Source organism: Escherichia sp. E14V7 (assembly GCF_004212225.1).
Lineage (GTDB): Bacteria > Pseudomonadota > Gammaproteobacteria > Enterobacterales > Enterobacteriaceae > Escherichia.
This window is the reverse complement of record NZ_RHJJ01000002.1, coordinates 29965-54702: the sequence shown is the minus strand read 5'-3', so window position 1 is coordinate 54702 and position 24738 is coordinate 29965. Positions and strand designations below refer to the sequence as shown.

Sequence of the window (24738 nt, the reverse complement as noted above, 5' to 3'; positions counted from 1 at the left end):
ATGTATCGGATAGTTCTGGGGAAAGTTTCGACCTTAAGCGCAGCTCCACTGCCACCGGGTTTACGCGAGCAAGCACCGCAAGGTCCACGACGCGAACGCTGGCTGGCGGGGCGTGCATTGCTTTCGCACACGCTTTCCCCGCTACCGGAGATCATCTATGGCGAACAAGGCAAACCTGCATTCGCGCCGGAAACGCCGCTATGGTTCAACTTAAGCCATAGCGGTGACGATATCGCCCTGCTGTTGAGTGATGAAGGCGAAGTCGGCTGCGATATCGAAGTGATTCGCCCGCGCGCCAACTGGCGCTGGCTGGCGAACGCGGTGTTCAGCCTCGGGGAACACGCTGAGATGGACGCCGTGCATCCTGATCAGCAGCTGGAAATGTTCTGGCGCATCTGGACGCGCAAAGAAGCCATCGTTAAACAGCGTGGCGGCAGCGCCTGGCAAATCGTCAGCGTAGACAGCACCTATCAGTCCTCGCTGTCAGTCAGCCATTGCCAGCTCGACAATTTAAGCCTGGCAATCTGCACCCCTACCCCCTTTACGCTCACTGCCGACAGTGTGCAATGGATCGATTCAGTTAACTGATCCGCCCACCCGACTGTCCATCTCTTGATCCAGAACAGGTAATCAGTATGACGAATACTTAAAATCGTCATACTTATTTCCGCCATCTATTTTAATCCATTGGGGTTACCATGCTCTCCACACTCCGCCGCACTCTATTTGCGCTGCTGGCTTGTGCGTCTTTTATCGTCCATGCCGCCGCGCCAGATGAAATCACCACCGCCTGGCCGGTGAACGTCGGGCCACTAAACCCGCACCTTTACACGCCTAACCAGATGTTCGCCCAGAGCATGGTTTATGAACCGCTGGTGAAATATCAGGCTGATGGTTCGGTGATCCCGTGGCTGGCAAAAAGCTGGGCTCATTCAGAAGATGGTAAAACCTGGACCTTCACCCTGCGTGATGACGTGAAATTCTCCAACGGCGAACCGTTCGATGCCGAGGCGGCGGCAGAAAACTTCCGCGCAGTGCTCGATAACCGTCAACGTCACGCCTGGCTGGAGCTGGCAAACCAGATTGTTGATGTCAAAGCACTCAGTAAAAACGAGCTGCAAATCACCCTGAAAAGCGCCTACTATCCTTTCCTGCAAGAACTGGCCCTGCCACGTCCTTTCCGCTTTATCGCCCCCTCGCAGTTTAAAAACCATGAAACCATGAACGGGATTAAAGCGCCGATTGGCACCGGACCGTGGGTTTTGCAGGAATCGAAACTGAATCAGTACGATGTCTTCGTCCGTAACGAAAACTACTGGGGCGAAAAGCCGGCGATTAAAAAGATCACTTTTAACGTCATCCCGGACCCGACTACCCGCGCGGTAGCGTTTGAAACTGGCGATATCGACCTGCTGTACGGAAACGAAGGGTTATTACCGCTCGATACCTTCGCCCGCTTTAGCCAGAATCCGGCTTACCACACCCAACTGTCACAGCCGATCGAAACCGTGATGCTGGCGCTCAATACCGCCAAAGCCCCCACCAACGAGCTGGCAGTACGTGAAGCTCTCAATTACGCGGTAAACAAAAAATCGCTGATTGATAACGCGTTGTATGGCACCCAGCAGGTCGCAGACACTCTGTTTGCCCCTTCTGTACCCTACGCCAACCTCGGCCTGAAACCGCGCCAGTACGATCCGCAGAAAGCGAAAGAGTTGCTGGAAAAAGCAGGCTGGACGCTACCTGCGGGCAAAGACATCCGCGAGAAAAACGGTCAGCCGCTGCGCATTGAACTGTCGTTCATCGGTACCGATGCGTTAAGCAAATCAATGGCGGAAATCATTCAGGCTGATCTGCGCCAGATTGGCGCAGATGTCTCGCTGATTGGCGAAGAAGAGAGCAGTATCTATGCTCGTCAGCGCGACGGCCGTTTTGGCATGATTTTCCACCGCACCTGGGGCGCGCCATACGATCCACACGCCTTCCTGAGTTCAATGCGCGTACCGTCGCACGCTGACTTCCAGGCACAGCAAGGATTAGCCGACAAACCGCTGATTGATAAAGAGATCGGCGAAGTGCTGGCGACCCATGACGAAACGCAACGTCAGGCGCTGTATCGCGACATTCTGACCCGTCTGCATGACGAGGCGGTTTATCTGCCTATCAGTTACATCTCAATGATGGTGGTATCAAAACCGGAGCTGGGTAACATCCCCTACGCGCCGATCGCCACCGAAATTCCGTTCGAACAGATTAAACCGGTGAAACCTTAATGTTGCGTTACGTATTACGCCGCTTTCTGCTGCTGATCCCGATGGTGCTCGCCGCCTCGGTGATCATTTTCCTGATGCTGCGCCTCGGCACCGGCGACCCGGCGCTCGATTATCTGCGTCTGTCTAACCTGCCGCCGACGCCGGAGATGCTGGCCTCTACCCGCACCATGCTGGGGCTGGATCAGCCGCTGTACGTCCAGTACGGTACCTGGTTGTGGAAGGCGCTGCATCTCGACTTTGGTATCTCATTCGCCAGCCAACGCCCGGTGCTGGACGATATGCTGAACTTCCTGCCCGCCACGCTGGAACTGGCAGGTGCCGCGCTGGTATTAATTCTGCTCACTTCCGTGCCGCTCGGTATCTGGGCGGCGCGCCATCGCGACCGTCTGCCGGATTTCGCCGTACGTTTCATCGCGTTTCTTGGCGTGTCGATGCCTAACTTCTGGCTGGCGTTTTTACTGGTGATGGCGTTTTCGGTGTATCTGCAATGGCTACCCGCGATGGGTTACGGCGGCTGGCAGCACATCATTTTGCCTGCGGTTTCCATTGCCTTTATGTCGCTGGCGATTAACGCGCGTTTGCTGCGCGCCAGTATGCTGGACGTCGCCGGTCAGCGTCACGTCACCTGGGCGCGGTTGCGCGGCCTGAACGACAAACAGACCGAACGTCGCCATATTCTGCGCAATGCCTCGCTGCCGATGATTACTGCCGTGGGGATGCACATCGGCGAACTGATCGGCGGGACGATGATTATCGAAAACATCTTTGCCTGGCCGGGCGTCGGGCGCTATGCGGTGTCGGCGATTTTTAACCGTGACTATCCGGTCATTCAGTGCTTTACGCTGATGATGGTGGTGGTTTTTGTGGTCTGTAATTTAATTGTCGATTTGCTCAACGCCGCGCTGGACCCGCGCATTCGTCGTCATGAAGGAGCGCACGCGTGAACTTTTTCCTCTCTTCCCGCTGGTCGGTACGCCTGGCGCTGATCATTATCGCCCTGCTGGCGCTGATTGCGCTCACCAGCCAGTGGTGGCTGCCGTATGACCCCCAGGCGATTGATCTGCCGTCGCGCCTGCTCTCGCCGGATTCGCAGCACTGGCTGGGCACCGACCACTTAGGGCGCGATATTTTCTCGCGACTGATGGCGGCGACCCGCGTGTCGCTCGGTTCGGTAATGGCCTGTCTGCTGCTGGTGCTGACATTAGGGCTGGTTATTGGCGGCAGCGCCGGACTGATTGGCGGACGCGTTGATCAGGCCACCATGCGCGTCGCGGATATGTTTATGACCTTCCCAACCTCGATTCTGTCGTTCTTTATGGTTGGCGTGCTCGGCACCGGGTTAACCAACGTGATTATCGCCATCGCCCTGTCGCACTGGGCATGGTACGCGCGCATGGTGCGCAGCCTGGTGATTTCACTGCGCCAGCGCGAGTTTGTGCTGGCATCACGGCTTTCCGGCGCGGGCCATGTGCGGGTGTTTGTTGATCATCTGGCAGGTGCGGTGATCCCCTCGCTGCTGGTGCTGGCAACGCTGGATATCGGCCATATGATGCTGCACGTCGCGGGGATGTCCTTCCTTGGCCTCGGTGTGACCGCGCCGACCGCCGAATGGGGCGTGATGATTAACGACGCGCGCCAGTATATCTGGACCCAGCCGCTGCAAATGTTCTGGCCGGGGCTTGCGCTGTTTATCAGCGTGATGGCCTTTAACCTGGTGGGTGACGCACTGCGCGATCATCTGGATCCTCATCTGGTGACGGAGCACGCACACTAATGCCGCAACAGATTGAACTCCGTAATATCGCGCTACAGGCCGCGCAGCCGCTGGTGCACGGCGTATCGTTAACCCTGCAACGTGGGCGTGTGCTGGCGTTAGTCGGCGGTAGTGGCAGCGGGAAGTCGCTGACCTGCGCCGCGACGCTGGGCATTCTGCCTGCTGGCGTTCGCCAGACGGCGGGGGAAATTTTGGCCGATGGAAAACCGGTTTCTCCCTGCGCCCTGCGCGGCATCAAAATTGCCACCATCATGCAGAACCCGCGCAGTGCCTTTAATCCGCTTCACACCATGCAGACCCACGCGCGGGAAACCTGCCTGGCGCTGGGGAAACCCGCCGATGACGCTACGCTTACCGCTGCCATAGAAGCGGTGGGGCTGGAAAACGCCGCGCGCGTGCTGAAGCTCTACCCGTTCGAGATGAGCGGCGGCATGTTGCAGCGCATGATGATTGCGATGGCGGTGCTGTGCGAATCACCGTTTATCATCGCCGATGAACCAACCACCGACCTCGACGTAGTAGCACAAGCACGCATCCTCGATCTACTGGAAAGCATTATGCAAAAACAAGCACCGGGAATGCTGCTGGTTACCCATGATATGGGCGTGGTAGCGCGTCTGGCGGATGACGTGGCGGTAATGTCTCACGGTAAGATTGTTGAACAGGGCGATGTAGAAACGCTGTTTAACGCCCCCAAACATGCGGTGACGCGCAGCCTGGTTTCCGCGCATCTCGCCCTCTATGGTATGGAGCTGGCATCATGACTTTACTTAACGTCTCCGACCTTTCCCATCACTACGCACACGGTGGTTTCAGCGGTAAGCACCAGCATCAGGCGGTGCTTAATAACGTTTCCCTGACCCTGAAAAGCGGCGAAACCGTCGCCCTGCTGGGACGCAGCGGCTGCGGAAAAAGTACCCTCGCGCGGCTGCTGGTAGGGTTAGAGTCGCCCTCACAGGGAAATATTAGCTGGCGCGGCGAACCCTTGGCAAAGCTCAATCGCGCCCAGCGTAAAGCCTTCCGCCGCGATATTCAGATGGTATTTCAGGACTCCATCAGCGCCGTGAATCCGCGCAAAACCGTGCGCGAGATCCTGCGTGAACCGATGCGCCATCTGCTATCGCTGAAAAAATCCGAACAACTGGCGCGCGCCAGCGAAATGCTGAAGGCGGTAGATCTTGACGACAGCGTGCTCGACAAACGCCCACCGCAGTTAAGCGGCGGCCAACTCCAGCGCGTCTGCCTGGCACGCGCGCTGGCGGTCGAACCGAAACTGCTGATTCTGGATGAAGCGGTTTCTAACCTTGACCTCGTGTTACAGGCGGGCATCATTCGCCTGCTGAAAAAGCTACAACAACAGTTTGGCACCGCCTGCCTGTTCATCACCCACGACTTACGTCTTGTAGAACGCTTTTGCCAGCGAGTGATGGTGATGGACAACGGACAAATCGTCGAAACCCAAGTGGTGGGAGATAAATTAACCTTTTCCTCTGACGCCGGACGTGTGCTACAAAACGCGGTATTACCCGCATTCCCCGTGCGCCGTCGCGCCACAGAAAAGGTTTAACGCAAATGCAACGAGTCACCATCACGCTTGATGACGATTTACTGGAGACGCTGGACAGCCTGAGCCAGCGTCGTGGTTATAACAACCGTTCCGAAGCTATCCGCGATATTCTGCGTAGCGCCCTGGCGCAGGAAGCTACCCAGCAGCACGGCACACAAGGTTTCGCGGTGCTGTCGTATGTGTATGAACACGAAAAACGCGACTTAGCCAGCCGTATTGTCTCCACCCAGCATCATCACCACGATCTCTCGGTCGCCACGCTGCATGTGCACATTAATCACGACGACTGTCTGGAAATCGCCGTGCTGAAAGGTGACATGGGCGACGTGCAGCATTTTGCCGATGACGTCATCGCCCAGCGCGGCGTGCGGCACGGGCATTTACAGTGCCTGCCGAAGGAAGATTAACTCCTACCAACGCGCCGTTATTTCCTGACGGCGCAGTAAATTCCTGCCAAATTTCGACTTGCGTCACATTTTTTTGATCACGATTCGGTCCCTCAAAATGTGAGACGCTTCGATCCTCTTTTTCGCCTGTTCACCTACTATACGCTTGAAGTTGTCCATGATTGTCCATAGACAACTGTAAATGTTCAGGTGCGCGCCATGAAATCATTAAGTAAGTCGTCACAAATACCGCTCTATCAACAAGTGGTGGAGTGGATAAGAGAAAGTATTTATACCGGGGATCTGGTGGAAGACGATCGCATTCCTTCGGAATACCAGATTATGGATATGCTGGAAGTGAGTCGGGGAACCGTTAAAAAAGCGGTCGCCCAACTGGTAAAAGAAGGCGTGTTGATTCAGGTCCAGGGCAAGGGAACATTTGTCAAAAAAGAGAACGTGGCATATCCGTTAGGTGAAGGATTATTGTCATTCGCGGAATCGCTGGAAAGCCAGAAAATACATTTTACTACTGAAGTTATTACGTCACGGATTGAACCGGCTAATCGTTATGTGGCAGAGAAATTAAGAATAACGCCCGGTCAGGACATTCTTTACCTTGAACGTTTACGTTCAATTGGTGATGAAAAAGCAATGCTGATAGAGAACCGTATCAATATTGAGCTATGCCCCGGCATCGCAGAAATCGATTTTAATCAACACAATTTATTTCCAACAATAGAAAGTTTGTCGCAAAGAAAAATTCGTTACTCGGAAAGTCGCTATGCCGCGCGATTAATTGGTAATGAACGCGGTCATTTTTTAGATATCAGTGAAGATGCACCCGTTTTGCATCTGGAGCAGTTAGTCTTTTTCTCCCGTGGATTACCCGTTGAGTTTGGCAACGTCTGGTTAAAAGGAAATAAATATTATCTTGGCACCGTGCTGCAACGGCGGGAAGTGAGTTAAGTACACTTTTTTAAGAGGAATAAAATGCAAGGCATACAGTTTCAGGAAAATTATATTCAACGACTTCCGGCAGGGTTAAGTGTTGAACAGATCATCCGTCAGTTAGCGCAACCGTTGGTTGCCGCCGAGCTGGTGGTCCCTGACTTTGCCGATCACGTACTGAAACGTGAGGCGACGTACCCAACGGGGCTGCCTACCGAACCGCCGTGTGTCGCCATTCCACACACGGATCATAAACATGTCAGGCACAATGCGATTGCCGTGGGCATCCTGCCGGAGCCGGTAGAGTTTGCCGATATGGGGGGCGACCCTGACCCCGTACCTGTAAGAGTGATTTTTTTGCTCGCATTAAGCGAAAGCAACAAACAATTAAATACCCTGGGCTGGATTATGGAGATGATTCAGGATACGCCCTTTATGTGCGCCCTGCTTACGATGGAAACAACAGAAATACACACAGTAATCTTAAACAAAATGAAAGAACGAGGTGAAATATGAGTCAAACCATTTTATTTGTCTGCGCCACGGGTATTGCCACATCCACGGCGGTAACAGAAAAAGTCATGGAATATTGCAAAGAGCAAGGTCTTAACGTCAATTATTCCCAAACCAACGTTGCCTCTTTACCTGGAAATACCGACGGTGTAGCACTGGTAGTCTCAACGACTAAAGTGCCTTATGAACTCGACGTCCCGGTGGTTAACGGCTTGCCGATTATTACCGGTATTGGCGAAGAGAAAGTACTGGCGCAAATTGTTTCGATCCTTAAAAAGTAATTAATAATAATTAATTTCAACACACTCCATCAGGCGCTAACGCGAGGTGCGCTCTCGCCTGAAAAAGAGGTTTATTATGAACGATATCGCGCATACCCTCTATAATATTGTGCAATATATATTGGGATTTGGCCCCACGGTAATGTTACCGCTGGTGTTATTTATTCTTGCTCTCTGTTTTAAAGTAAAACCCGCTAAAGCCTTACGCTCATCATTAACGGTCGGCATTGGTTTTGTCGGTATTTATGCCATTTTCGATATTCTGACCAGCAATGTTGGGCCAGCGGCCCAGGCGATGGTTGAACGCACCGGAATTAATTTACCGGTGGTGGATTTAGGCTGGCCACCACTTTCCGCTATTACATGGGGTTCACCAATTGCCCCGTTTGTTATTCCCCTGACCATTCTGATTAACGTGGCGATGCTGGCGTTAAATAAAACCCGCACCGTTGACGTAGATATGTGGAACTACTGGCATTTTGCCCTTGCCGGTACGCTGGTTTATTACAGTACCGGCAGCCTGTTCTTTGGTTTGCTGGCAGCGGCGATTGCTGCGGTGGTAGTACTTAAACTCGCCGACTGGTCTGCGCCACTGGTACAAAAATACTTTGGCCTGGAAGGGATCTCATTGCCGACGCTCTCTTCGGTGGTGTTCTTCCCGGTCGGTCTGCTGGTCGACAAAATCATCGACCATATCCCTGGCCTCAATCGTATTCATATCGATCCGGAAACCGTACAGAAAAAGTTTGGTATCTTCGGCGAGCCGATGATGGTTGGCACTATTCTGGGCATTCTGCTCGGCGTAATTGCAGGATACGATTTCAAAAAAGTATTGCTGCTTGGCATCAGCATTGGCGGTGTGATGTTCATCCTGCCACGCATGGTACGCATCCTGATGGAAGGTTTATTACCGCTGTCTGAAGCCATTAAAAAGTATCTCAATGCCAAATACCCTGACCGTGACGATCTCTATATCGGCCTGGATATTGCCGTTGCCGTAGGTAACCCGGCGATTATCTCCACCGCCCTGCTGCTGACGCCAATCTCGGTCTTTATCGCGTTTGTCCTTCCGGGTAATGAAGTCCTGCCGCTTGGCGACCTTGCCAACCTGGCGGTAATGGCGTCGATGATTGCTTTAGCCAGCCGTGGCAATATTTTCCGCACCGTTCTGGCGGCGATTCCGGTGATTATTGCCGACCTGTGGATTGCTACTAAAATCGCGCCGTTTATTACCGGAATGGCGAAAGACGTTAACTTCAAATTTGCCGAAGGCTCCAGCGGCCAGGTTTCCAGTTTCCTTGATGGCGGTAACCCGTTCCGCTTCTGGCTGCTGGAAATCTTCAACGGCAATATCATCGCCATTGGTCTGGTGCCGGTTATTGCCCTGGTGCTGTATGGCATTTTCCGAATGACGCGGAGCACGGTTTATGCCTGATAACAGCGCAGCCATCGTTATCGATATTGGCACCACCAATTGCAAAGTCACCTGCTTTTCCTGCCTGGACGCAACGACGTTGGGCGCGCATAAATTCGTGACGGCAAAACAGATCTCCCCACAGGGCGATGTCGATTTCGATATCGACGCCCTCTGGCAGGAGGTCCGCCAGGCGATAGCGCAACTGAATGCCGCTTCGCCGCTACCGGTCAGGCGGATCAGCATTGCCAGTTTTGGCGAGTCAGGGGTGTTTCTTGACGAGCACGGCGAGATCCTGACGCCAATGCTGGCGTGGTATGACCGTCGCGGTGAAGAGTATCTGGCAACGCTTAGCGAGGCAGACAGTGCGGCACTTTATGACATCTGCGGGTTACCGCTGCACAGCAATTACTCTGCCTTCAAAATGCGCTGGTTGCTGGAACATTACCCACTGCGTAATCGCCGCGGCCTGCGCTGGCTACATGCGCCGGAAGTGCTGCTCTGGCGACTGACTGGCGAACAGCGCACGGATATCACCTTAGCCAGCCGTACGCTGTGTCTGGACGTGCGCAAAGGCGAATGGTCAGCGAAAGCGGCGGCGTTGTTACACGTTCCCTGTTCAGCATTTGCGCCATTAGTACAACCAGGCGAGCACGCCGGATGGGTCAGCGAGTCGCTCTGCAAAACGCTTGGGTTCTCACAACCGGCCAGCGTGACGCTGGCCGGACATGACCATATGGTGGGGGCGCGAGCGTTGCAGATGATGCCGGGCGATATCCTTAACTCGACGGGGACCACGGAAGGCATTCTGCAACTGGATACACAACCGACGCTGGATGAACAGGCCAAACGTGACAAGCTGGCAAACGGCTGTTATTCGCTTGCCAACCAGTTCACCCTGTTTGCTTCGCTACCCGTGGGCGGTTTCGCTCTGGAGTGGTTGCGTAACACGTTCCGGCTAACCGATGAGGAGATCGCCGCGTCACTCACTCGCGGACATGCGGATTATCTGGCGGGGAATTGGTTGCTCGATGACATTCCCGTCTTTATTCCGCATCTTCGCGGTTCGGGTTCGCCCTATAAAAATCGCCACACCCGAGGATTATTTTATGGGCTTGGCGATACGTTAAATATCGACATGTTAATTGCCAGTATTTCACTGGGATTAACCATGGAATTTGCCAACTGCTTTGCCTGTTTTAATGTGCCTGGCACCAGCGCGTTAAAAGTGATTGGTCCGGCGACCCATAATCCTCTTTGGCTGCAATTAAAGGCGGATATTTTACAGCGTCCGGTTGAAGCAATTGCATTTAACGAGGCGGTTTCTGTCGGAGCATTATTAACCGCCGCACCGGATATTACGCCGCCGAAGGTGACGATTGCCCAACGCCTGCAACCGAATCGGGCAAGATATCATCAATTACAGCGTTATCAGCACAAATGGAAAAGCTGGTATCAGTTGAAATTACAGCAAGAAGGCGTGATGCCATTACATCATCGGGAGGAGCACTATGTTGAGTAAAACCGTGGAGGTCAGAAACAGTACTGGCCTGCATGCACGTCCGGCGGCTTGTCTGGCGAAAGCCGCCAAAAAGTATAGCTGTAAAGTGACGCTGCATTATGAGGGTAATGATATTAATGCCACCAGCATGATGAATATTATGCGCGCCGGAATAAAAGGCGGCAAAACGGTGGAAATACGCTGCGAAGGCGATGATGAAAATGAGGCAATACAGACTCTCACCGCCTTATTTCGTGACCGCTTCGGTGAAGCTGAATAATTAACTGATATTAAAAGATGAGGTTTTCAATATGCCATTAGTTAATGGACGGATACTGCTCGACCGAATTCAGGAAAAACGGGTATTAGCGGGCGCATTTAATACCACCAATCTGGAGACGACAATTTCAATTTTAAACGCTATTGAGCGTTCGGGATTACCCAACTTCATTCAGATTGCACCCACCAATGCACAACTCTCGGGATACGATTACATTTATGAAATCGTGAAACGTCACGCCGATAAAATGGATGTTCCGGTCAGTCTTCATCTGGATCACGGGAAAACCCAGGAGGATGTTAAACAGGCGGTGCGCGCGGGCTTTACCTCGGTCATGATTGACGGTGCCGCATTCTCTTTTGAAGAGAATATCGCTTTCACCCAGGAAGCTGTCGATTTCTGTAAATCCTATGGCGTACCGGTTGAAGCGGAGCTGGGGGCGATTCTCGGCAAAGAAGACGATCACGTCAGCGAAGCCGATTGCAAAACGGAACCGGAAAAGGTGAAGACCTTTGTCGAGCGCACCGGTTGCGACATGCTGGCAGTTTCTATTGGTAACGTTCATGGTCTGGACGATATACCGCGTATCGATATCCCCCTGCTGAAGCGCATTGCCGAAGTCTGCCCGGTGCCACTGGTTATTCACGGCGGCTCCGGTATCGCCCCGGAAATATTACGCAGCTTTGTTAATTATCGCGTCGCTAAAGTAAATATCGCCAGCGATCTGCGCAAAGCGTTTATCACCGCCGTCGGCAAAGCGTATGTGAATAATCACAACGAAGCGAATTTGGCACGAGTGATGGCATCAGCAAAAAACGCCGTCGAGGAAGATGTGTATAGCAAAATCCTGATGATGAATGAGGGGCATCGGTTGGTTAAGTAAATCTTCGCCGGATGCGGCATAAACGCCTTATCCGGCCTACAAAACCACAAAAAATTCAATAAATTGCACCGATGCGTAGACCCTATAAGCTTACGCATCGGGCAACTGTAATTACGCCATTGTTCCAATCGTCTTCCTGAATCGCAGCAGCGCGATGGTGAAAAACGCGCCGCCAATTGCCATCAGCGTCAGGAACTGCGGCCAGACGATTTCGAATCCGGCACCACGGTAGAGAATAGCCTGCGCGAGGCTAACAAAATGTGTCGTCGGCATGGTCAGCATAATGTCCTGCACCATCTGCGGCATACTTTCGCGCGGCGTGGAGCCACCGGAAAGCATTTGCAGCGGTAGCAGCACCAGAATCACCAGCAGCCCCAGTTGCGGCATTGAACGCGCTATCGTCCCCATAAAAATGCCGATTGACGTGGTGGCAAACAGACTGAGCGCCACGCCCAGCATAAACAGTGGGATCGAGCCTTCAATCGGTACGCCCAGCACGCCTTTCACCATCAGCACCAGCGATAATCCCGATACCACCAGCACCACCAGCCCCATCGACCAGACCTTTGCCATCATGATCTCAAACGGCGTTATCGGCATCACCAGTAAGTGTTCCACCGTGCCGTGTTCACGCTCGCGGATCAGTGCCGATCCGGTCAGCACAATCGCCAGCATGGTAATGTTGTTGATGATCGCCATCACCCCGCCAAACCACGCAGGATCGAGGTTCGGGTTAAAGCGCATCCGGGTTTCCAGCGATACCAACGGTTCGCTGTTATCACGGTAGCGCGCGACAAAGCTGTTCACTTCACCGTTGATAATATTCTGGATATACCCGTTGCCGGTAAATGCCTGGCTCATGCGCGTGGCATCAACGTTCACCTGAATATCCGGCTGGCGTCCGGCGAGGACATCACGCTGAAAATTAGGCGGAATATTTATCGCGAAGGTATAGCGTCCGGCGTCCAGCCCGGCATCCATCTCATCGGCGGTGATCATCTCCGGTGGCAAAAACCACGGGCGATAGAAGCTGTTAACGATCCGGTTCGACAACTGCGATTGATCCATATCGGCAATAGCGATCGGCGCGAGGTTCAATGATCCTGGCGTGACGGTCGCTGATGAATACACCGACACCGTAAACGAGAAAACAATCAGCGTCAGCATCGCTTTATCACCGAGCAGACTGCGCAACTCTTTGATACCCAGATTAAAAATATTGCGTAAATGGCGCATCATCCCTCCTGTTTTTTCAGCAGCAGGATGCTTAAGCCCATCACCAGCGGGATGGCTATCAGCAACGGGATAAAAAGTTGCCACAAATCAGTCAGACCCAGCGCTTTCGAGAACGTCCCGCGGGCGATAGTCAGAAAATGACTGGTCGGGTAAACCTCGCCGATCCAACGTCCTGGACCTTCCAGCGAAGCTACCGGATCGATCATCCCGGAAAACTGTGTCGCCGGGATCAACGTGATAATCGCCGTTCCGAAAATGGCGGCAATCTGGCTTTTCATAAAGGTAGAGATCAGCAGCCCCATTCCGGTGGCAATGATGATATACAGCAGCGCCGCCAGGGTGAGCGTCAGGAAACTGCCTTTATGCGGCACGCCAAAAACAAACACCGACAGGCCGCAGAGCAGGAAAAAGTTCAGCATCCCCAGCGCGATGTACGGCAGCTGTTTGCCAAGCAAAAATTCGCTACGGGTGGTGGGGGTCACGTAAAGGTTGATAATCGACCCCAACTCTTTTTCCCGCACCACGCTAAGGGCGCTTAGCATTGACGGGATCATCATCAGCAGAAGCGGGATCACCGCCGGAACAATCGCTGGCAGGCTTTTTACGTCCGGGTTATAGCGATAGCGCGTCTCAATATTCATCAGCCCGCTTTGGCTGGCGGGCGTCGATTGTCGGCTCGCCACATCCTGTAGCCAGCTCTGGTGCATGGCCTGCACGTAGCCTTTTACCGTTTCGGCGCGGCTCGGCATCGCACCGTCGATCCAGACACCGAGTTCCACAGGCGTACCACGCGCGATATCGCGCCCGAAATTGGGCGGGATCTCAATTGCCACCGTGATATCGCCCGCACGCATCCGACGATCAAGCTCGTCATAACTGGTGAGCGGTGGCTGTTCGATAAAGTAACGGGAACCGGAGAGGTTGAGCGTCCACGCCTGGCTACTGACGGTCTGGTCGCGGTCGAGCACCGCAAAGCGCAGGTTTTCCACATCCATACTGATGCCGTAACCCATTATCAGCATCAGGATCACCGTTCCCATCAGTGCCAGCGTCGAACGCACCGGATCGCGTCGCAGTTCCAGTGCTTCGCGGCGACTGTAGCTAAACAGACGGCGCAGGCTAAATCCCTGACGCGGCGCGTGGGTGGTGTCGTGTACCACGGGCGGCGCTTCGACTTCGTTGCTCTGCCCTGCAGCTTCCTGCAAATAGGCGATAAATGCCTCTTCCAGACTGGCAGCCCCGCGTTTCTCAACCAGCTCCTGCGGTGTACCGCTGGCAAGCACTTTTCCGGCGTGCATCAGTGAGATGCGGTCGCAACGTTCCGCTTCGTTCATAAAGTGGGTGGAGATAAAAATGGTTACTTTGTCCTGGCGCGAGAGATCGACCATCAACTGCCAGAACATATCCCTCGCCACCGGATCGACGCCAGAAGTAGGTTCATCGAGGATTAACATTTCCGGGCGATGAATCACCGCCACCGCCAGCGAAAGCCGCTGGCGAATGCCGAGCGGCAATGACTCCGGCAGAACATCTTCAACGTCGTTGAGTTTAAAACGCTCGCTCATTTCAGCCACTCGCGCGGGAATTTCCGCTTCCGGGATGTGAAACAAACGGGCATGTAACTCAAGGTTTTGCCGCACGGTGAGTTCGTTATAGAGCGAAAACGCCTGCGACATATAGCCCACCCGACGGCGAGTATCGATATCTTTTGGATCAACCGGTTGCCCAAACAGCCACGCCTCACCTTCGCTGGCGGGCAGCAGTCCGGTAAGCATTTTCATGGTGGTGGATTTACCGCAGCCGTTCGAACCAAGGAATCCAAAAATCTCCCCGCGTGGAATGCGGAAATTGACGTGATCAACGGCAACGAAGGAACCAAAACGCATGGTCAGATCGCGCGCTTCGATGGCAATCTCTGCGTTTTCAGGTTGATACGGTGGGATCACTACCGCCTGATGCGCCTGGCGTTGTGCTTGCGGTAACAGATTTATAAATGCTTCTTCCAGCGTGGCGCTTTGCGTTTGCTGTCGCAACTCTTCGGCGCTGCCAGTTGCCAGCACTTCTCCGGCATTCATCGCCACCAACCAGTCAAAGCGTTCGGCCTCTTCCATGTAGGCGGTGGCGACCAGAACGCTCATATTGCTCTGCCGCTGGCGAATACTGTCGATCAGATCCCAGAACTGGGCGCGGGAGAGCGGGTCAACCCCCGTTGTTGGCTCATCAAGAATCAACAATTCCGGATCGTGGATTAACGCACAGCACAGCCCAAGTTTTTGCTTCATCCCGCCGGAGAGTTTTCCCGCCGGACGATCGCGAAACGGTGCTAACCCGGTGCTGGTCAGCAGCTCATTGATTCGGACTTCCCGCTCCGCTTTGTCGTGACCGAACAGGCGGGCGAAAAAATCGACGTTTTCATACACCGATAAGGTGTGGTAGAGATTTTTGCCCAGCCCCTGCGGCATCCAGGCGATGCGCGGGCAGACGTCGCGGCGATGCTTCGGGTCGCGCATATCGCCGCCCAGCACCATCACATTGCCCTGCTCAATGACACGGGCACCGGAAATCAACGACAACAAGCTCGACTTCCCGACGCCGTCCGGGCCAATCAGCCCGACCATGCAACGGGCCGGAATATCGAGTGTGATATTGTTCAGCGCAACGGTTTTTCCATAATGCTGGCTCACGCCCGCCAGTTGCGCGACAGGCGGGACGGGAACCAGTTCCAGATGCGTCATTGCGGCAACCTCACCACGAGGTCGTCAGGCCACGGAAGTTCTTCATTCACCCGCACCCACGCTACGCCCGGTAAACCGGTTTTGACATATTCCAGATGCTGCTGGAGTAATTCCGGTGGGATACGCGCTTTGACGCGAAACATCAGTTTCAGCCGCTCATCGCTGGTTTCGACAGTTTTTGGCGTGAACTGGGCAACACTGGCGACAAAACTGATGGTTGCCGGAATACGCAAATCTGGCGCGGCATCGAGGATCAGCCGGGCTTCACCACCCAGTTTCAGCGTGCCCGCTTGTTCGGTTGGCAGGAAGAAGGTCATATAGACGTCGCTGAGATCGACCATATTCAGCACCCGACCACCTGCTGCCAGCACTTCGCCTGGCTCGGCAACCCGATACTGCACGCGTCCGTCACGCGGGGCTTTCAGTTCGCTGTCATCGATATCTGCGGCAATGCGCCGCTCAGTGGCTTGTGCCGCTTCGACGCGCGTTTGCGCCTGAATGATATTGGTGCGTGCCGCCTCTATAGCGGCTTTAGAAGCCGAAACCTGGGCTTTTGCCGATTCCAGCGCAGCACGGGCGCCTTCGGCAGCGGCGCGGTCGTCATCCAGCTGTTGCGCAGAAATAGCCCCACGATGGGCGAGCGAGCGGGAACGGGTATGACGTTTGGCTACGGAGTCCAGTTCAGCCTGGCGTTGATTAACCAGCGACTGTGCGGCACGAGTTTCACTTTGCCGCTGTTCCAGCAAAGCCTGCGCGGCGGCAACGGCACTTTGCGCCTCTTTGATTTGCGCGATGGCTTCCAGTCGCTGTTCCTGCAACACACGAGTATCCATCTTCGCCAGCACTTCGCCTTTGCGAACAAACTGGCCTTCTTTCACCAGAATGGTGTCGATACGCCCGGCAATTTTGCTGGCGATATCCACTTCCGTCGCTTCAATGCGCCCATTGCTGACGGCAAAGCCTTCCGGCACACCTGCTGGACGCAACAGCCACCACGCCACGATAGCAGCCACCGCCAGTAACCCGACAACCCACCACGCCAGATGGCGCTTAATATTATCCATAATCGACCCGCCATAATCCCTGTAAGCAATCGACGCGTGTTACAACTGCCACCGAACGACGTTCAGCGAATTATTCCATCCGGGATAAGAAGGAAACGGCAAAGGCGGCCAGGGCGCAGCAAACTGAGCGCCAACGGGGAAGGTCTGGTGAAAACGGGTAGTAATGTTGTCATCATCAGCATTCCTGGCCGTAAATGAAACACGCATACTCATAAGTGAAATCAATTAAATACTAATAGTTATATTCATGTTGTCTATTTGATTACCATCAGCTTGTGATACATCGCGATGTTCTTCTGTTCGATAGCGTTTTTAACCAAAAATCTTCTGCACAGGTTCTCAGGTACTACTGCGTAGGTTTGCATAACAGAAAATCCGATGACTATCACATAGCGTTATTATCGCCGAGGTGCAAATATTTACCGAAAGCGAAATAATTTTTTGAAAAGATGATAAAGGCTTATGTATTAAATAAAGCAGTCTCGAACAAGGTCGTTTAAAGCAACAAAATAAAAATAGGATAAAGATATTAACTCGGAATTTACCTTAGGATAAATATTTATTTATCAGCATTAACTCACATCTAAAACTTAACACTCAGGGCAATAAATCCGGCTATAGTAAAGTTACTTGTTACATTTGGTGGTATCTCATTGTTATATTTAACTGACTAAAAATACTACTGATACGCTTTCTTATATTAGCAGAAAGTACACATGGAGTTTAAAATGAATATATATATCGGATGGCTATTTAAATTAATCCCTTTAATTATGGGGATAATATGTATTGCGTTGGGTGATTTTGTATTAGCAGGTTCCGGCCAAAGTGAGTATTTTGTGGCGGGCCATGTACTTATTTCGCTTTCTGCAATATGCCTGGCGTTGTTCACTACGGCATTTATTATTATCTCTCAGTTAACTCATGGTGTGAATAAATTATACAACACATTATTCCCTATTATTGGTTATGCTGGGTCTGTCGCAACTATGATTTGGGGATGGTTGCTGCTGGCAAGTGATAATGTCATGGCCGATGAATTTGTTGCCGGACATGTTATTTTCGGTGTTGGGATGATTGCTGCCTGCGTATCCACCGTGGCGGCGTCTTCCGGGCATTTTCTGCTAATTCCCAAAAACGCCTCGGGCAGTAAGAGTGATGGTACGCCGTTGCAGGCTTATTCTTCAACAATCGGTAATGGCTTAATTGCCGTTCCCGTTCTGCTTACTCTCTTTGGTTTCATTTGGTCAGTCGCGCTGTTACGTAGTGCAAATATCACACCACATTATGTTGCTGGTCACGTACTGCTGGGGTTAACGGCAATTTGCGCTTGTCTTATTGGCCTTGTCGCCACTATTGTCCATCAAACGCGGAATACGTTCTCAGTGAAAGAGCATTGGCTGTGGTGCTATTGGGTTATTTTACTTGGATCACTGACGGTTATTCAGGGGATCTACGTTTTGGTCAGTTCTGATGAAAGTGCCAGACTGGCCCCCGGCATTATTCTTATTTGTCTGGGAATGATCTGCTACAGTATTTTCTCCAAAGTGTGGTTGTTGGCGCTGGTATGGCGACGCACCTGTTCGTTAGCCAACAGAATACCCATGATTCCGGTATTTACCTGTCTGTTTTGCCTGTTTCTCGCAGCGTTCCTTGCTGAAATTGCGCAAACCGATATGGCTTATTTTATTCCTTCGCGAGTTTTGGTTGGCTTAGGTGCAGTGTGTTTTACACTGTTTTCCATCGTTTCTATATTAGAAGCGGGTTCTGCGAAAAAATAATAGAAAAGGCTTCAGATAAGGCGTCGAGCGTCTTATCTGGACTTTGTTCAGGTAATCCCCCCTGGTTACACCGCGAAAACGAGGGGGGCATTTTGCCTCTTATTCTGCCGCCAAATCCTGTGCACAAGCCCACGCACTGGACCACGCCCACTGGAAGTTATAGCCCCCCAGCCAGCCGGTAACGTCCATCACTTCACCGATAAAGTACAAGCCCGGAACTTTACGCGCTTCCATCGTCCGTGAAGAGAGTTCATTGGTGTCCACGCCGCCGAGCGTCACTTCGGCGGTGCGATAGCCTTCAGTGCCGTTAGGTTGTACGCGCCAGTCGGTCAATGTGGCAATGAGCGCCTGTTGGTCACGCACGTTGAGCTGTTTTAACGAGACGTCCGGGATCTGCCCGAGTTGTTGTAACCGTTCAACCAACCGTTTCGGCAGATGAACCGCCAGCGTGTTTTTCAGGCTCTGATTCGGATGCGCGTTACGCTGTTCATTAAGAAAGGCGTCCAGATCGACATCCGGTAGCAGATTGATGCTGACAAATTCACCCGGTTGCCAGTAGCTGGATATCTGCAATACCGCAGGACCAGACAAGCCGCGGTGGGTGAAGAGTAAGTTCTCACGGAACACGGTGCCGTTTTCAGCGGTGATCACTGAAGGTACTGCAACGCCTGCCAGCACCTGTAACTCTTCCAGCAACGGTTTATGCAGGGTGAATGGCACCAGGCCTGCGCGCGTCGGCAACACGTTCAGCCCGAATTGTTCGGCAATCTTATAACCAAATGGCGACGCGCCCAGACCCGGCATCGAGAGGCCTCCGGTCGCGATGACCAGTTTATCGCAACCTACGGTCATGCCGTTCAGTTCAAGCGTGAATCCCGCGTCATCCTTCGTCACGCTCAACACTTCGCTACGTAATCTGAAGGTCACATTGCCCTTCTCGCACTCATCCACCAACATGTCGACAATCTGCTGAGCAGAGTCATCACAGAAGAGTTGCCCTAACGTTTTCTCGTGCCAGGCGATACCGTGTTTATTGACCAGATCAATGAAATCCCACTGGGTAAAACGCGCGAGTGCAGACTTACAAAAATGCGGATTTTGGCTCAGATAAGCGCCTGGTTCGACATAAAGGTTGGTAAAGTTGCAGCGCCCACCGCCAGACATGAGGATTTTGCGCCCTGGTTTTTTACCATTATCGATCAGCAGAACCCGGCGTCCTACCTGACCTGCCAGCGCAGAACAGAACATACCCGCCGCACCAGCGCCTATAATAATGGCATCAAACCTTTCCACGTTGCGCTCCTCTTAGAAAAAATGGGCGTGAATTGTAAAGATTCCTCAGTGGCCGCACCAGCAGCAATATTACTTAGGGGAAGTATTTGCCTGAATTATATAAGATAATTATTTTTTGAGCGAAATTCATACAGGAGGCAAATCAAAAAAATCTATATTTCACTTTGCCCGCGCCGCGAAAGTCACTGATAATGCGCCGCGTTCATGTCCTCAAAATGGCGTAACGTCCTATGCTACATTTGTTTGCTGGCCTGGATTTGCATACCGGGCTGTTATTATTGCTTGCACTGGCTTTTGTGCTGTTCTACGAAGCCATCAATGGTTTCCATGACACAGCCAACGCCGTGGCAACTGTCATCTATACCCGCGCGATGCGTTCTCAGCTCGCTGTGGTTATGGCGGCAGTGTTCAACTTCCTGGGTGTTTTGCTGGGTGGTCTTAGTGTTGCCTATGCCATTGTGCATATGCTGCCGACAGATCTGCTGCTTAATATGGGATCGTCCCATGGTCTTGCCATGGTGTTCTCTATGTTGCTGGCAGCAATTATCTGGAACCTTGGTACCTGGTACTTTGGTTTACCTGCATCCAGCTCCCATACGCTGATTGGCGCGATCATCGGTATTGGTTTAACCAATGCGTTGATGACCGGTACGTCAGTGGTGGATGCACTCAATATCCCGAAAGTATTAAGTATTTTCGCATCTCTGATCGTTTCCCCTATTGTCGGCCTGGTGTTTGCTGGCGGTCTGATTTTCTTGCTGCGTCGCTACTGGAGCGGCACCAAGAAACGCGCCCGTATCCACCTGACCCCAGCGGAACGTGAAAAGAAAGACGGCAAGAAAAAGCCGCCGTTCTGGACGCGTATCGCGCTGATCCTTTCCGCTATCGGCGTGGCGTTCTCTCACGGCGCGAACGATGGTCAGAAAGGCATTGGTCTGGTTATGTTGGTTCTGATTGGCGTCGCACCAGCGGGCTTCGTGGTGAATATGAATGCCACTGGCTACGAAATCACCCGTACCCGTGATGCCATCAACAATGTGGAAGCTTACTTTGAGCAGCATCCTGCGCTGCTTAAACAGGCGACCGGTGCCGATCAGTTAGTACCGACACCAGAAGCAGGCGCAACACAACCTGCGGAGTTCCATTGCCATCCGTCGAATACCATTAACGCGCTCAACCGCCTGAAAGGCATGCTGACCGCCGATGTGGAAAGCTACGACAAGCTGTCGCTTGACCAACGTAGCCAGATGCGCCGCATTATGCTGTGCGTTTCTGACACTATCGACAAAGTGGTGAAAATGCCTGGCGTCACTGCGGATGATCAGCGTCTGTTGAAGAAACTGAAGTCCGATATGCTGAGCACCATCGAGTATGCTCCGGTGTGGATCATCATGGCGGTCGCGCTGGCGTTAGGTATCGGTACGATGATTGGCTGGCGTCGTGTGGCGACCACTATCGGTGAGAAAATCGGTAAGAAAGGCATGACCTACGCTCAGGGGATGTCTGCTCAGATGACGGCAGCGGTGTCTATCGGTCTGGCGAGTTATACCGGGATGCCGGTTTCCACCACTCACGTACTCTCCTCTTCCGTAGCGGGGACAATGGTGGTTGACGGCGGCGGCTTACAGCGTAAAACCGTGACCAGCATTCTGATGGCCTGGGTGTTTACCCTCCCGGCTGCAGTTCTGCTCTCCGGTGCGCTGTACTGGATCTCCTTGCAGTTCCTGTAATCGCACGCATAAAAACGAGCGGGTCAGTTTACTGGCCCGCTTTTTTTATGCGTTATTACCGTGGCGCTTAATGCCAAATCATCAACGCAATCAGGCTTACCACCACCAGGCCACACAATGCGCTGGTCAGAATAAACTGACGACGCACGCGCTCGCAGCGACGGATAAACTCATCATCGTGATGATCGCGATAACGTTGGGCATAGATATACCAAACGAGACGCACCTGTTTGTTGGGTTGGCCATGTGAGGTAAAAAAGCCCCCTCCATCAACATATTGATAGAGCAATGGATCGCAATTACGCAGTACCACTAACAACGCGCGTAGTGATGAGAAATAGCGCGCCATGTTAACAATGCAAACGACACATAAAGCCCAAAATAATGCGACGGTGCTTATCATACCCCCTCCCCGGCGACCTGCCCGCGGAGTTCCCCTCCGGGGCTACCGCTCCCGATACGCTGCCAATCAGTTAACACCAGGTCCTGGAGAAACCGCTTTTGTGATGGCAAACATCCGAGCGGCTCTATAGATAGTGTAGGAGATCAGGTTGTTTTTTTTCCATAAGGTTAACCACTATCAATACATTCATGTAGAAAATTTGATTATCTGATTGGTAAGCAAGGCGGATTGACGGATCATCCAGGTCGCTATAAGGTAAGGATGGTCTTTTCACTGAATCTTTACGGCTGGGTTAGCCCCGCGCACGTAGTTCGCAGGACGCGGGTGACGTAACGGCACAAGAAACGCAAGCTGGCCAGTCATCGACAACTTTATGGAAGGAGTAACACTATGGCTTATAAACACATTCTCATCGCGGTCGATCTCTCCCCGGAAAGCAAAGTTCTGGTAGAGAAAGCAGTCTCTATGGCTCGCCCCTACAATGCGAAAGTTTCTCTGATCCACGTAGATGTAAACTACTCTGACCTATACACCGGACTTATTGATGTAAATCTGGGTGACATGCAGAAACGCATTTCCGAAGAGACTCATCATGCATTGACCGAACTCTCCACCAACGCAGGATACCCCATCACTGAAACCCTTAGCGGCAGCGGCGATTTGGGTCAGGTTCTGGTTGATGCGATCAAGAAATACGACATGGACCTGGTTGTTTGTGGTCACCACCAGGACTTCTGGAGCAAACTGATGTCTTCCGCGCGTCAGCTGATCAACACCGTTCACGTTGATATGCTGATTGTTCCGCTGCGCGACGAAGAAGAATAATATCTCCCCTACTTGCTCCTGGACGCCCGCTTATGCGGGCGTTCTGCTTTTTGTGTTGTACCCGAATGCGACGTGCGGGGACAAACACGGGAGCGCTCAATCAAGCCGGTGTTCATCCGCAGTCAGAAAGTTCCACTACGCATCGAATAATTCAAATTTACATCACGACAAAATAGCATTTAGCGCCATCATATCTCAAACAACCAGCATGATTAGCTGGTTGTTTTTTGTTGTGATAGTGCATTAATGCATTCATTACATCAATATTAAGAATTTTAGACGTGTGTAAACTCTTTCGCACGCAATCACTTACGCGTTCATACTTTTCATGATGGTATTGAAAGGCTAAAAATTATGAATACAACAACACCCACTGGGATGCTGCAACAACCTCGCCCATTCTTCATGATCTTTTTTGTCGAACTATGGGAGCGATTCGGTTACTACGGCGTGCAAGGCGTCCTGGCCGTTTTCTTCGTTAAACAGCTCGGTTTCTCACAAGAACAGGCTTTTGTCACCTTTGGTGCCTTCGCTGCGCTGGTCTATGGCCTTATCTCGATCGGTGGTTATGTTGGCGACCATCTGTTAGGAACTAAACGCACCATTGTCCTTGGGGCAATTGTTCTGGCGATGGGCTACTTCATGACCGGGATGTCGCTACTCAAGCCAGACCTGATATTCATCGCGCTGGGAACAATCGCCGTCGGCAACGGCCTGTTTAAAGCCAACCCGGCAAGCCTGCTTTCGAAGTGCTATCCACCGAAAGATCCTCGTCTCGATGGCGCTTTCACCCTGTTCTATATGTCGATCAATATCGGCTCGTTGATTGCGCTGTCGCTAGCACCGGTTATCGCTGACAGATTTGGCTATTCCGTCACCTATAACTTATGCGGAGCAGGATTGATTGTCGCGCTACTGGTTTACATCGCCTGTCGCGGAATGGTGAAAGATATTGGTTCTGAACCAGATTTCCGACCGATGAACTTCAGCAAATTGTTGTACGTGCTGATGGGCAGCGTGGTGATGATTTTCGTTTGCGCATGGCTGATGCACAACGTGGAAGTCGCCAATCTGGTACTGATTGTTCTCTCTATCGTCGTGACCATTATCTTCTTCCGTCAGGCATTCAAGCTGGATAAAACCGGGCGCAATAAGATGTTTGTCGCCTTTGTGCTGATGCTTGAAGCGGTAGTGTTTTACATCCTCTACGCCCAGATGCCAACGTCGCTGAACTTCTTTGCTATCAACAACGTGCATCATGAAATTCTCGGTTTTTCCATCAACCCGGTGAGCTTCCAGGCGCTTAACCCGTTCTGGGTGGTGCTCGCCAGCCCAGTTCTGGCAGGCATTTACACGCATCTGGGTAACAAAGGCAAAGACCTCTCCATGCCGATGAAATTTACCCTCGGTATGTTTATGTGCTCGCTGGGCTTTTTGACAGCCGCCGCAGCGGGAATGTGGTTTGCGGATGCCCAGGGGCTGACATCGCCATGGTTTATCGTGCTGGTTTACTTATTCCAGAGCTTAGGTGAACTGCTTATTAGCGCCCTGGGCCTCGCAATGATTGCCGCTCTGGTGCCACAACATTTGATGGGCTTTATTCTCGGGATGTGGTTCCTTACGCAGGCTGCCGCGTTCTTGCTGGGCGGCTATGTGGCAACATTTACCGCAGTACCAGACAACATTACCGACCCGCTTGAGACGCTGCCTGTCTATACCAACGTGTTCGGTAAGATTGGTCTGGTTACACTGGCCGTTGCAGTAGTGATGCTGTTGATGGTACCGTGGCTGAAACGAATGATTGAGACGCCGGAAAGCCATTGATTATTCTTGCAGAAAACAGGGTAGCGA

24 protein-coding genes are annotated in these 24738 nt (G+C 52.4%); 18 read left to right on the top strand and 6 right to left on the bottom strand.

The genetic code is table 11. The features are described 5' to 3' along the window. The 14 genes from acpT (at window position 1) to D9741_RS02755 (ending at window position 11820) form a co-directional block, all read left to right on the top strand. A complete protein-coding gene (gene acpT / locus D9741_RS02820) occupies window positions 1–588 on the top strand; it encodes a 4'-phosphopantetheinyl transferase AcpT (protein ID WP_130217788.1) in 588 nt (195 codons plus the stop codon). 110 nt (window positions 589–698) lie between these two features. After that, window positions 699–2273 (top strand): nickel ABC transporter substrate-binding protein, encoded by a 1575-nt coding sequence (gene nikA / locus D9741_RS02815; protein WP_130217790.1) that lies wholly within the window; start codon window positions 699–701, stop codon window positions 2271–2273. Then, complete coding sequence (gene nikB / locus D9741_RS02810; protein WP_000947068.1) at window positions 2273–3217, top strand: nickel ABC transporter permease subunit NikB; 945 nt, start codon at window positions 2273–2275, stop codon at window positions 3215–3217. Before nikA ends, nikB begins: the two co-directional genes overlap by 1 nt. Next, window positions 3214–4047, top strand: a complete 834-nt coding sequence (gene nikC / locus D9741_RS02805) for a nickel ABC transporter permease subunit NikC (RefSeq protein WP_130217792.1) — start codon at window positions 3214–3216, stop codon at window positions 4045–4047. The genes nikB and nikC overlap by 4 nt, the downstream gene beginning before the upstream one ends. Next, entirely contained in the window at window positions 4047–4811 is a 765-nt protein-coding gene (gene nikD, locus D9741_RS02800) for a nickel import ATP-binding protein NikD (protein WP_130217794.1), read from the top strand. The genes nikC and nikD overlap by 1 nt, the downstream gene beginning before the upstream one ends. Beyond that, on the top strand, window positions 4808–5614 hold the full coding sequence (gene nikE / locus D9741_RS02795) for a nickel import ATP-binding protein NikE (protein WP_130217796.1): 807 nt from the start codon (window positions 4808–4810) through the stop codon (window positions 5612–5614). The genes nikD and nikE overlap by 4 nt, the downstream gene beginning before the upstream one ends. Before the next feature lie 5 nt (window positions 5615–5619). Continuing rightward, window positions 5620–6021 carry a nickel-responsive transcriptional regulator NikR gene (gene nikR, locus D9741_RS02790; protein ID WP_001190062.1) on the top strand — a complete coding sequence of 134 codons (402 nt, stop codon included), beginning with the start codon at window positions 5620–5622 and terminating at the stop codon, window positions 6019–6021. Between the two features lie 198 nt (window positions 6022–6219). After that, on the top strand, window positions 6220–6966 hold the full coding sequence (locus D9741_RS02785) for a GntR family transcriptional regulator (protein ID WP_001308115.1): 747 nt from the start codon (window positions 6220–6222) through the stop codon (window positions 6964–6966). A gap of 24 nt (window positions 6967–6990) precedes the next feature. Then, complete coding sequence (locus tag D9741_RS02780) at window positions 6991–7464, top strand: PTS sugar transporter subunit IIA (protein WP_130217798.1); 474 nt, start codon at window positions 6991–6993, stop codon at window positions 7462–7464. Continuing rightward, window positions 7461–7742, top strand: coding sequence for a PTS sugar transporter subunit IIB (locus D9741_RS02775; protein WP_000084025.1), 282 nt, complete (start codon window positions 7461–7463; stop codon window positions 7740–7742). Before D9741_RS02780 ends, D9741_RS02775 begins: the two co-directional genes overlap by 4 nt. Window positions 7743–7818: 76 nt before the next feature. Next, window positions 7819–9177 carry a PTS galactitol transporter subunit IIC gene (locus D9741_RS02770; RefSeq protein ID WP_001308116.1) on the top strand — a complete coding sequence of 453 codons (1359 nt, stop codon included), beginning with the start codon at window positions 7819–7821 and terminating at the stop codon, window positions 9175–9177. Next, window positions 9170–10678 carry an FGGY-family carbohydrate kinase gene (locus D9741_RS02765; RefSeq protein WP_130217800.1) on the top strand — a complete coding sequence of 503 codons (1509 nt, stop codon included), beginning with the start codon at window positions 9170–9172 and terminating at the stop codon, window positions 10676–10678. The genes D9741_RS02770 and D9741_RS02765 overlap by 8 nt, the downstream gene beginning before the upstream one ends. Next, a complete protein-coding gene (locus D9741_RS02760; protein WP_130217802.1) occupies window positions 10668–10937 on the top strand; it encodes an HPr family phosphocarrier protein in 270 nt (89 codons plus the stop codon). Before D9741_RS02765 ends, D9741_RS02760 begins: the two co-directional genes overlap by 11 nt. A gap of 31 nt (window positions 10938–10968) precedes the next feature. Next, entirely contained in the window at window positions 10969–11820 is an 852-nt protein-coding gene (locus tag D9741_RS02755) for a class II aldolase (protein WP_001131787.1), read from the top strand. A gap of 111 nt (window positions 11821–11931) precedes the next feature. On the opposite strand, the gene D9741_RS02750 is transcribed toward D9741_RS02755, so the two are convergent. The 4 genes from D9741_RS02750 to D9741_RS23520 form a co-directional block, all read right to left on the bottom strand. Then, complete coding sequence (locus tag D9741_RS02750; RefSeq protein WP_001314210.1) at window positions 11932–13056, bottom strand: ABC transporter permease; 1125 nt, start codon at window positions 13054–13056, stop codon at window positions 11932–11934. Further along, window positions 13056–15791 carry a ribosome-associated ATPase/putative transporter RbbA gene (rbbA, locus tag D9741_RS02745; RefSeq protein ID WP_130217804.1) on the bottom strand — a complete coding sequence of 912 codons (2736 nt, stop codon included), beginning with the start codon at window positions 15789–15791 and terminating at the stop codon, window positions 13056–13058. Before rbbA ends, D9741_RS02750 begins: the two co-directional genes overlap by 1 nt. Next, window positions 15788–16855 (bottom strand): HlyD family secretion protein, encoded by a 1068-nt coding sequence (locus tag D9741_RS02740; protein ID WP_130217806.1) that lies wholly within the window; start codon window positions 16853–16855, stop codon window positions 15788–15790. The genes rbbA and D9741_RS02740 overlap by 4 nt, the downstream gene beginning before the upstream one ends. A gap of 62 nt (window positions 16856–16917) precedes the next feature. After that, window positions 16918–17031, bottom strand: coding sequence for a hypothetical protein (locus D9741_RS23520; protein ID WP_214251098.1), 114 nt, complete (start codon window positions 17029–17031; stop codon window positions 16918–16920). Window positions 17032–17583: 552 nt separating this feature from the next. On the opposite strand from D9741_RS23520, the gene D9741_RS02735 reads away from it, so the two are divergent. Continuing rightward, window positions 17584–18636 (top strand): DUF2776 family protein, encoded by a 1053-nt coding sequence (locus tag D9741_RS02735; RefSeq protein ID WP_130217808.1) that lies wholly within the window; start codon window positions 17584–17586, stop codon window positions 18634–18636. A gap of 99 nt (window positions 18637–18735) precedes the next feature. Here D9741_RS02735 and D9741_RS02730 read toward each other — a convergent pair whose 3' ends face one another. Then, a complete protein-coding gene (locus D9741_RS02730; protein ID WP_130217810.1) occupies window positions 18736–19929 on the bottom strand; it encodes an NAD(P)/FAD-dependent oxidoreductase in 1194 nt (397 codons plus the stop codon). Between the two features lie 230 nt (window positions 19930–20159). Here D9741_RS02730 and pitA point away from each other — a divergent pair, with 230 nt between their 5' ends. Then, window positions 20160–21659 (top strand): inorganic phosphate transporter PitA, encoded by a 1500-nt coding sequence (pitA, locus tag D9741_RS02725; protein WP_130217812.1) that lies wholly within the window; start codon window positions 20160–20162, stop codon window positions 21657–21659. A 67-nt stretch (window positions 21660–21726) separates the two neighbouring features. Here the strand turns inward: pitA and uspB are convergent, their stop codons facing one another. Then, entirely contained in the window at window positions 21727–22062 is a 336-nt protein-coding gene (gene uspB / locus D9741_RS02720; protein ID WP_000626187.1) for a universal stress protein UspB, read from the bottom strand. 390 nt (window positions 22063–22452) lie between these two features. Here uspB and uspA point away from each other — a divergent pair, with 390 nt between their 5' ends. Next, complete coding sequence (uspA, locus tag D9741_RS02715) at window positions 22453–22887, top strand: universal stress protein UspA (RefSeq protein WP_000323571.1); 435 nt, start codon at window positions 22453–22455, stop codon at window positions 22885–22887. A gap of 354 nt (window positions 22888–23241) precedes the next feature. Beyond that, entirely contained in the window at window positions 23242–24711 is a 1470-nt protein-coding gene (gene dtpB, locus D9741_RS02710) for a dipeptide/tripeptide permease DtpB (RefSeq protein WP_130209158.1), read from the top strand. Window positions 24712–24738 lie beyond the last annotated feature (27 nt).

What these genes read in the sequence shown, in the direction of transcription:
- acpT (WP_130217788.1), top strand. Translation starts at nt 1, where the DNA reads ATGTATCGGATAGTTCTGGGGAAAGTTTCGACCTTAAGCGCAGCTCCA.
- nikA (WP_130217790.1), top strand. Translation starts at nt 699, where the DNA reads ATGCTCTCCACACTCCGCCGCACTCTATTTGCGCTGCTGGCTTGTGCG.
- nikB (WP_000947068.1), top strand. Translation starts at nt 2,273, where the DNA reads ATGTTGCGTTACGTATTACGCCGCTTTCTGCTGCTGATCCCGATGGTG.
- nikD (WP_130217794.1), top strand. Translation starts at nt 4,047, where the DNA reads ATGCCGCAACAGATTGAACTCCGTAATATCGCGCTACAGGCCGCGCAG.
- nikE (WP_130217796.1), top strand. Translation starts at nt 4,808, where the DNA reads ATGACTTTACTTAACGTCTCCGACCTTTCCCATCACTACGCACACGGT.
- nikR (WP_001190062.1), top strand. Translation starts at nt 5,620, where the DNA reads ATGCAACGAGTCACCATCACGCTTGATGACGATTTACTGGAGACGCTG.
- D9741_RS02785 (WP_001308115.1), top strand. Translation starts at nt 6,220, where the DNA reads ATGAAATCATTAAGTAAGTCGTCACAAATACCGCTCTATCAACAAGTG.
- D9741_RS02780 (WP_130217798.1), top strand. Translation starts at nt 6,991, where the DNA reads ATGCAAGGCATACAGTTTCAGGAAAATTATATTCAACGACTTCCGGCA.
- D9741_RS02775 (WP_000084025.1), top strand. Translation starts at nt 7,461, where the DNA reads ATGAGTCAAACCATTTTATTTGTCTGCGCCACGGGTATTGCCACATCC.
- D9741_RS02770 (WP_001308116.1), top strand. Translation starts at nt 7,819, where the DNA reads ATGAACGATATCGCGCATACCCTCTATAATATTGTGCAATATATATTG.
- D9741_RS02765 (WP_130217800.1), top strand. Translation starts at nt 9,170, where the DNA reads ATGCCTGATAACAGCGCAGCCATCGTTATCGATATTGGCACCACCAAT.
- D9741_RS02760 (WP_130217802.1), top strand. Translation starts at nt 10,668, where the DNA reads ATGTTGAGTAAAACCGTGGAGGTCAGAAACAGTACTGGCCTGCATGCA.
- D9741_RS02755 (WP_001131787.1), top strand. Translation starts at nt 10,969, where the DNA reads ATGCCATTAGTTAATGGACGGATACTGCTCGACCGAATTCAGGAAAAA.
- D9741_RS02750 (WP_001314210.1), bottom strand. Translation starts at nt 13,056, where the DNA reads ATGCGCCATTTACGCAATATTTTTAATCTGGGTATCAAAGAGTTGCGC.
- rbbA (WP_130217804.1), bottom strand. Translation starts at nt 15,791, where the DNA reads ATGACGCATCTGGAACTGGTTCCCGTCCCGCCTGTCGCGCAACTGGCG.
- D9741_RS02740 (WP_130217806.1), bottom strand. Translation starts at nt 16,855, where the DNA reads ATGGATAATATTAAGCGCCATCTGGCGTGGTGGGTTGTCGGGTTACTG.
- D9741_RS23520 (WP_214251098.1), bottom strand. Translation starts at nt 17,031, where the DNA reads ATGATGACAACATTACTACCCGTTTTCACCAGACCTTCCCCGTTGGCG.
- D9741_RS02735 (WP_130217808.1), top strand. Translation starts at nt 17,584, where the DNA reads ATGAATATATATATCGGATGGCTATTTAAATTAATCCCTTTAATTATG.
- pitA (WP_130217812.1), top strand. Translation starts at nt 20,160, where the DNA reads ATGCTACATTTGTTTGCTGGCCTGGATTTGCATACCGGGCTGTTATTA.
- uspB (WP_000626187.1), bottom strand. Translation starts at nt 22,062, where the DNA reads ATGATAAGCACCGTCGCATTATTTTGGGCTTTATGTGTCGTTTGCATT.
- uspA (WP_000323571.1), top strand. Translation starts at nt 22,453, where the DNA reads ATGGCTTATAAACACATTCTCATCGCGGTCGATCTCTCCCCGGAAAGC.
- dtpB (WP_130209158.1), top strand. Translation starts at nt 23,242, where the DNA reads ATGAATACAACAACACCCACTGGGATGCTGCAACAACCTCGCCCATTC.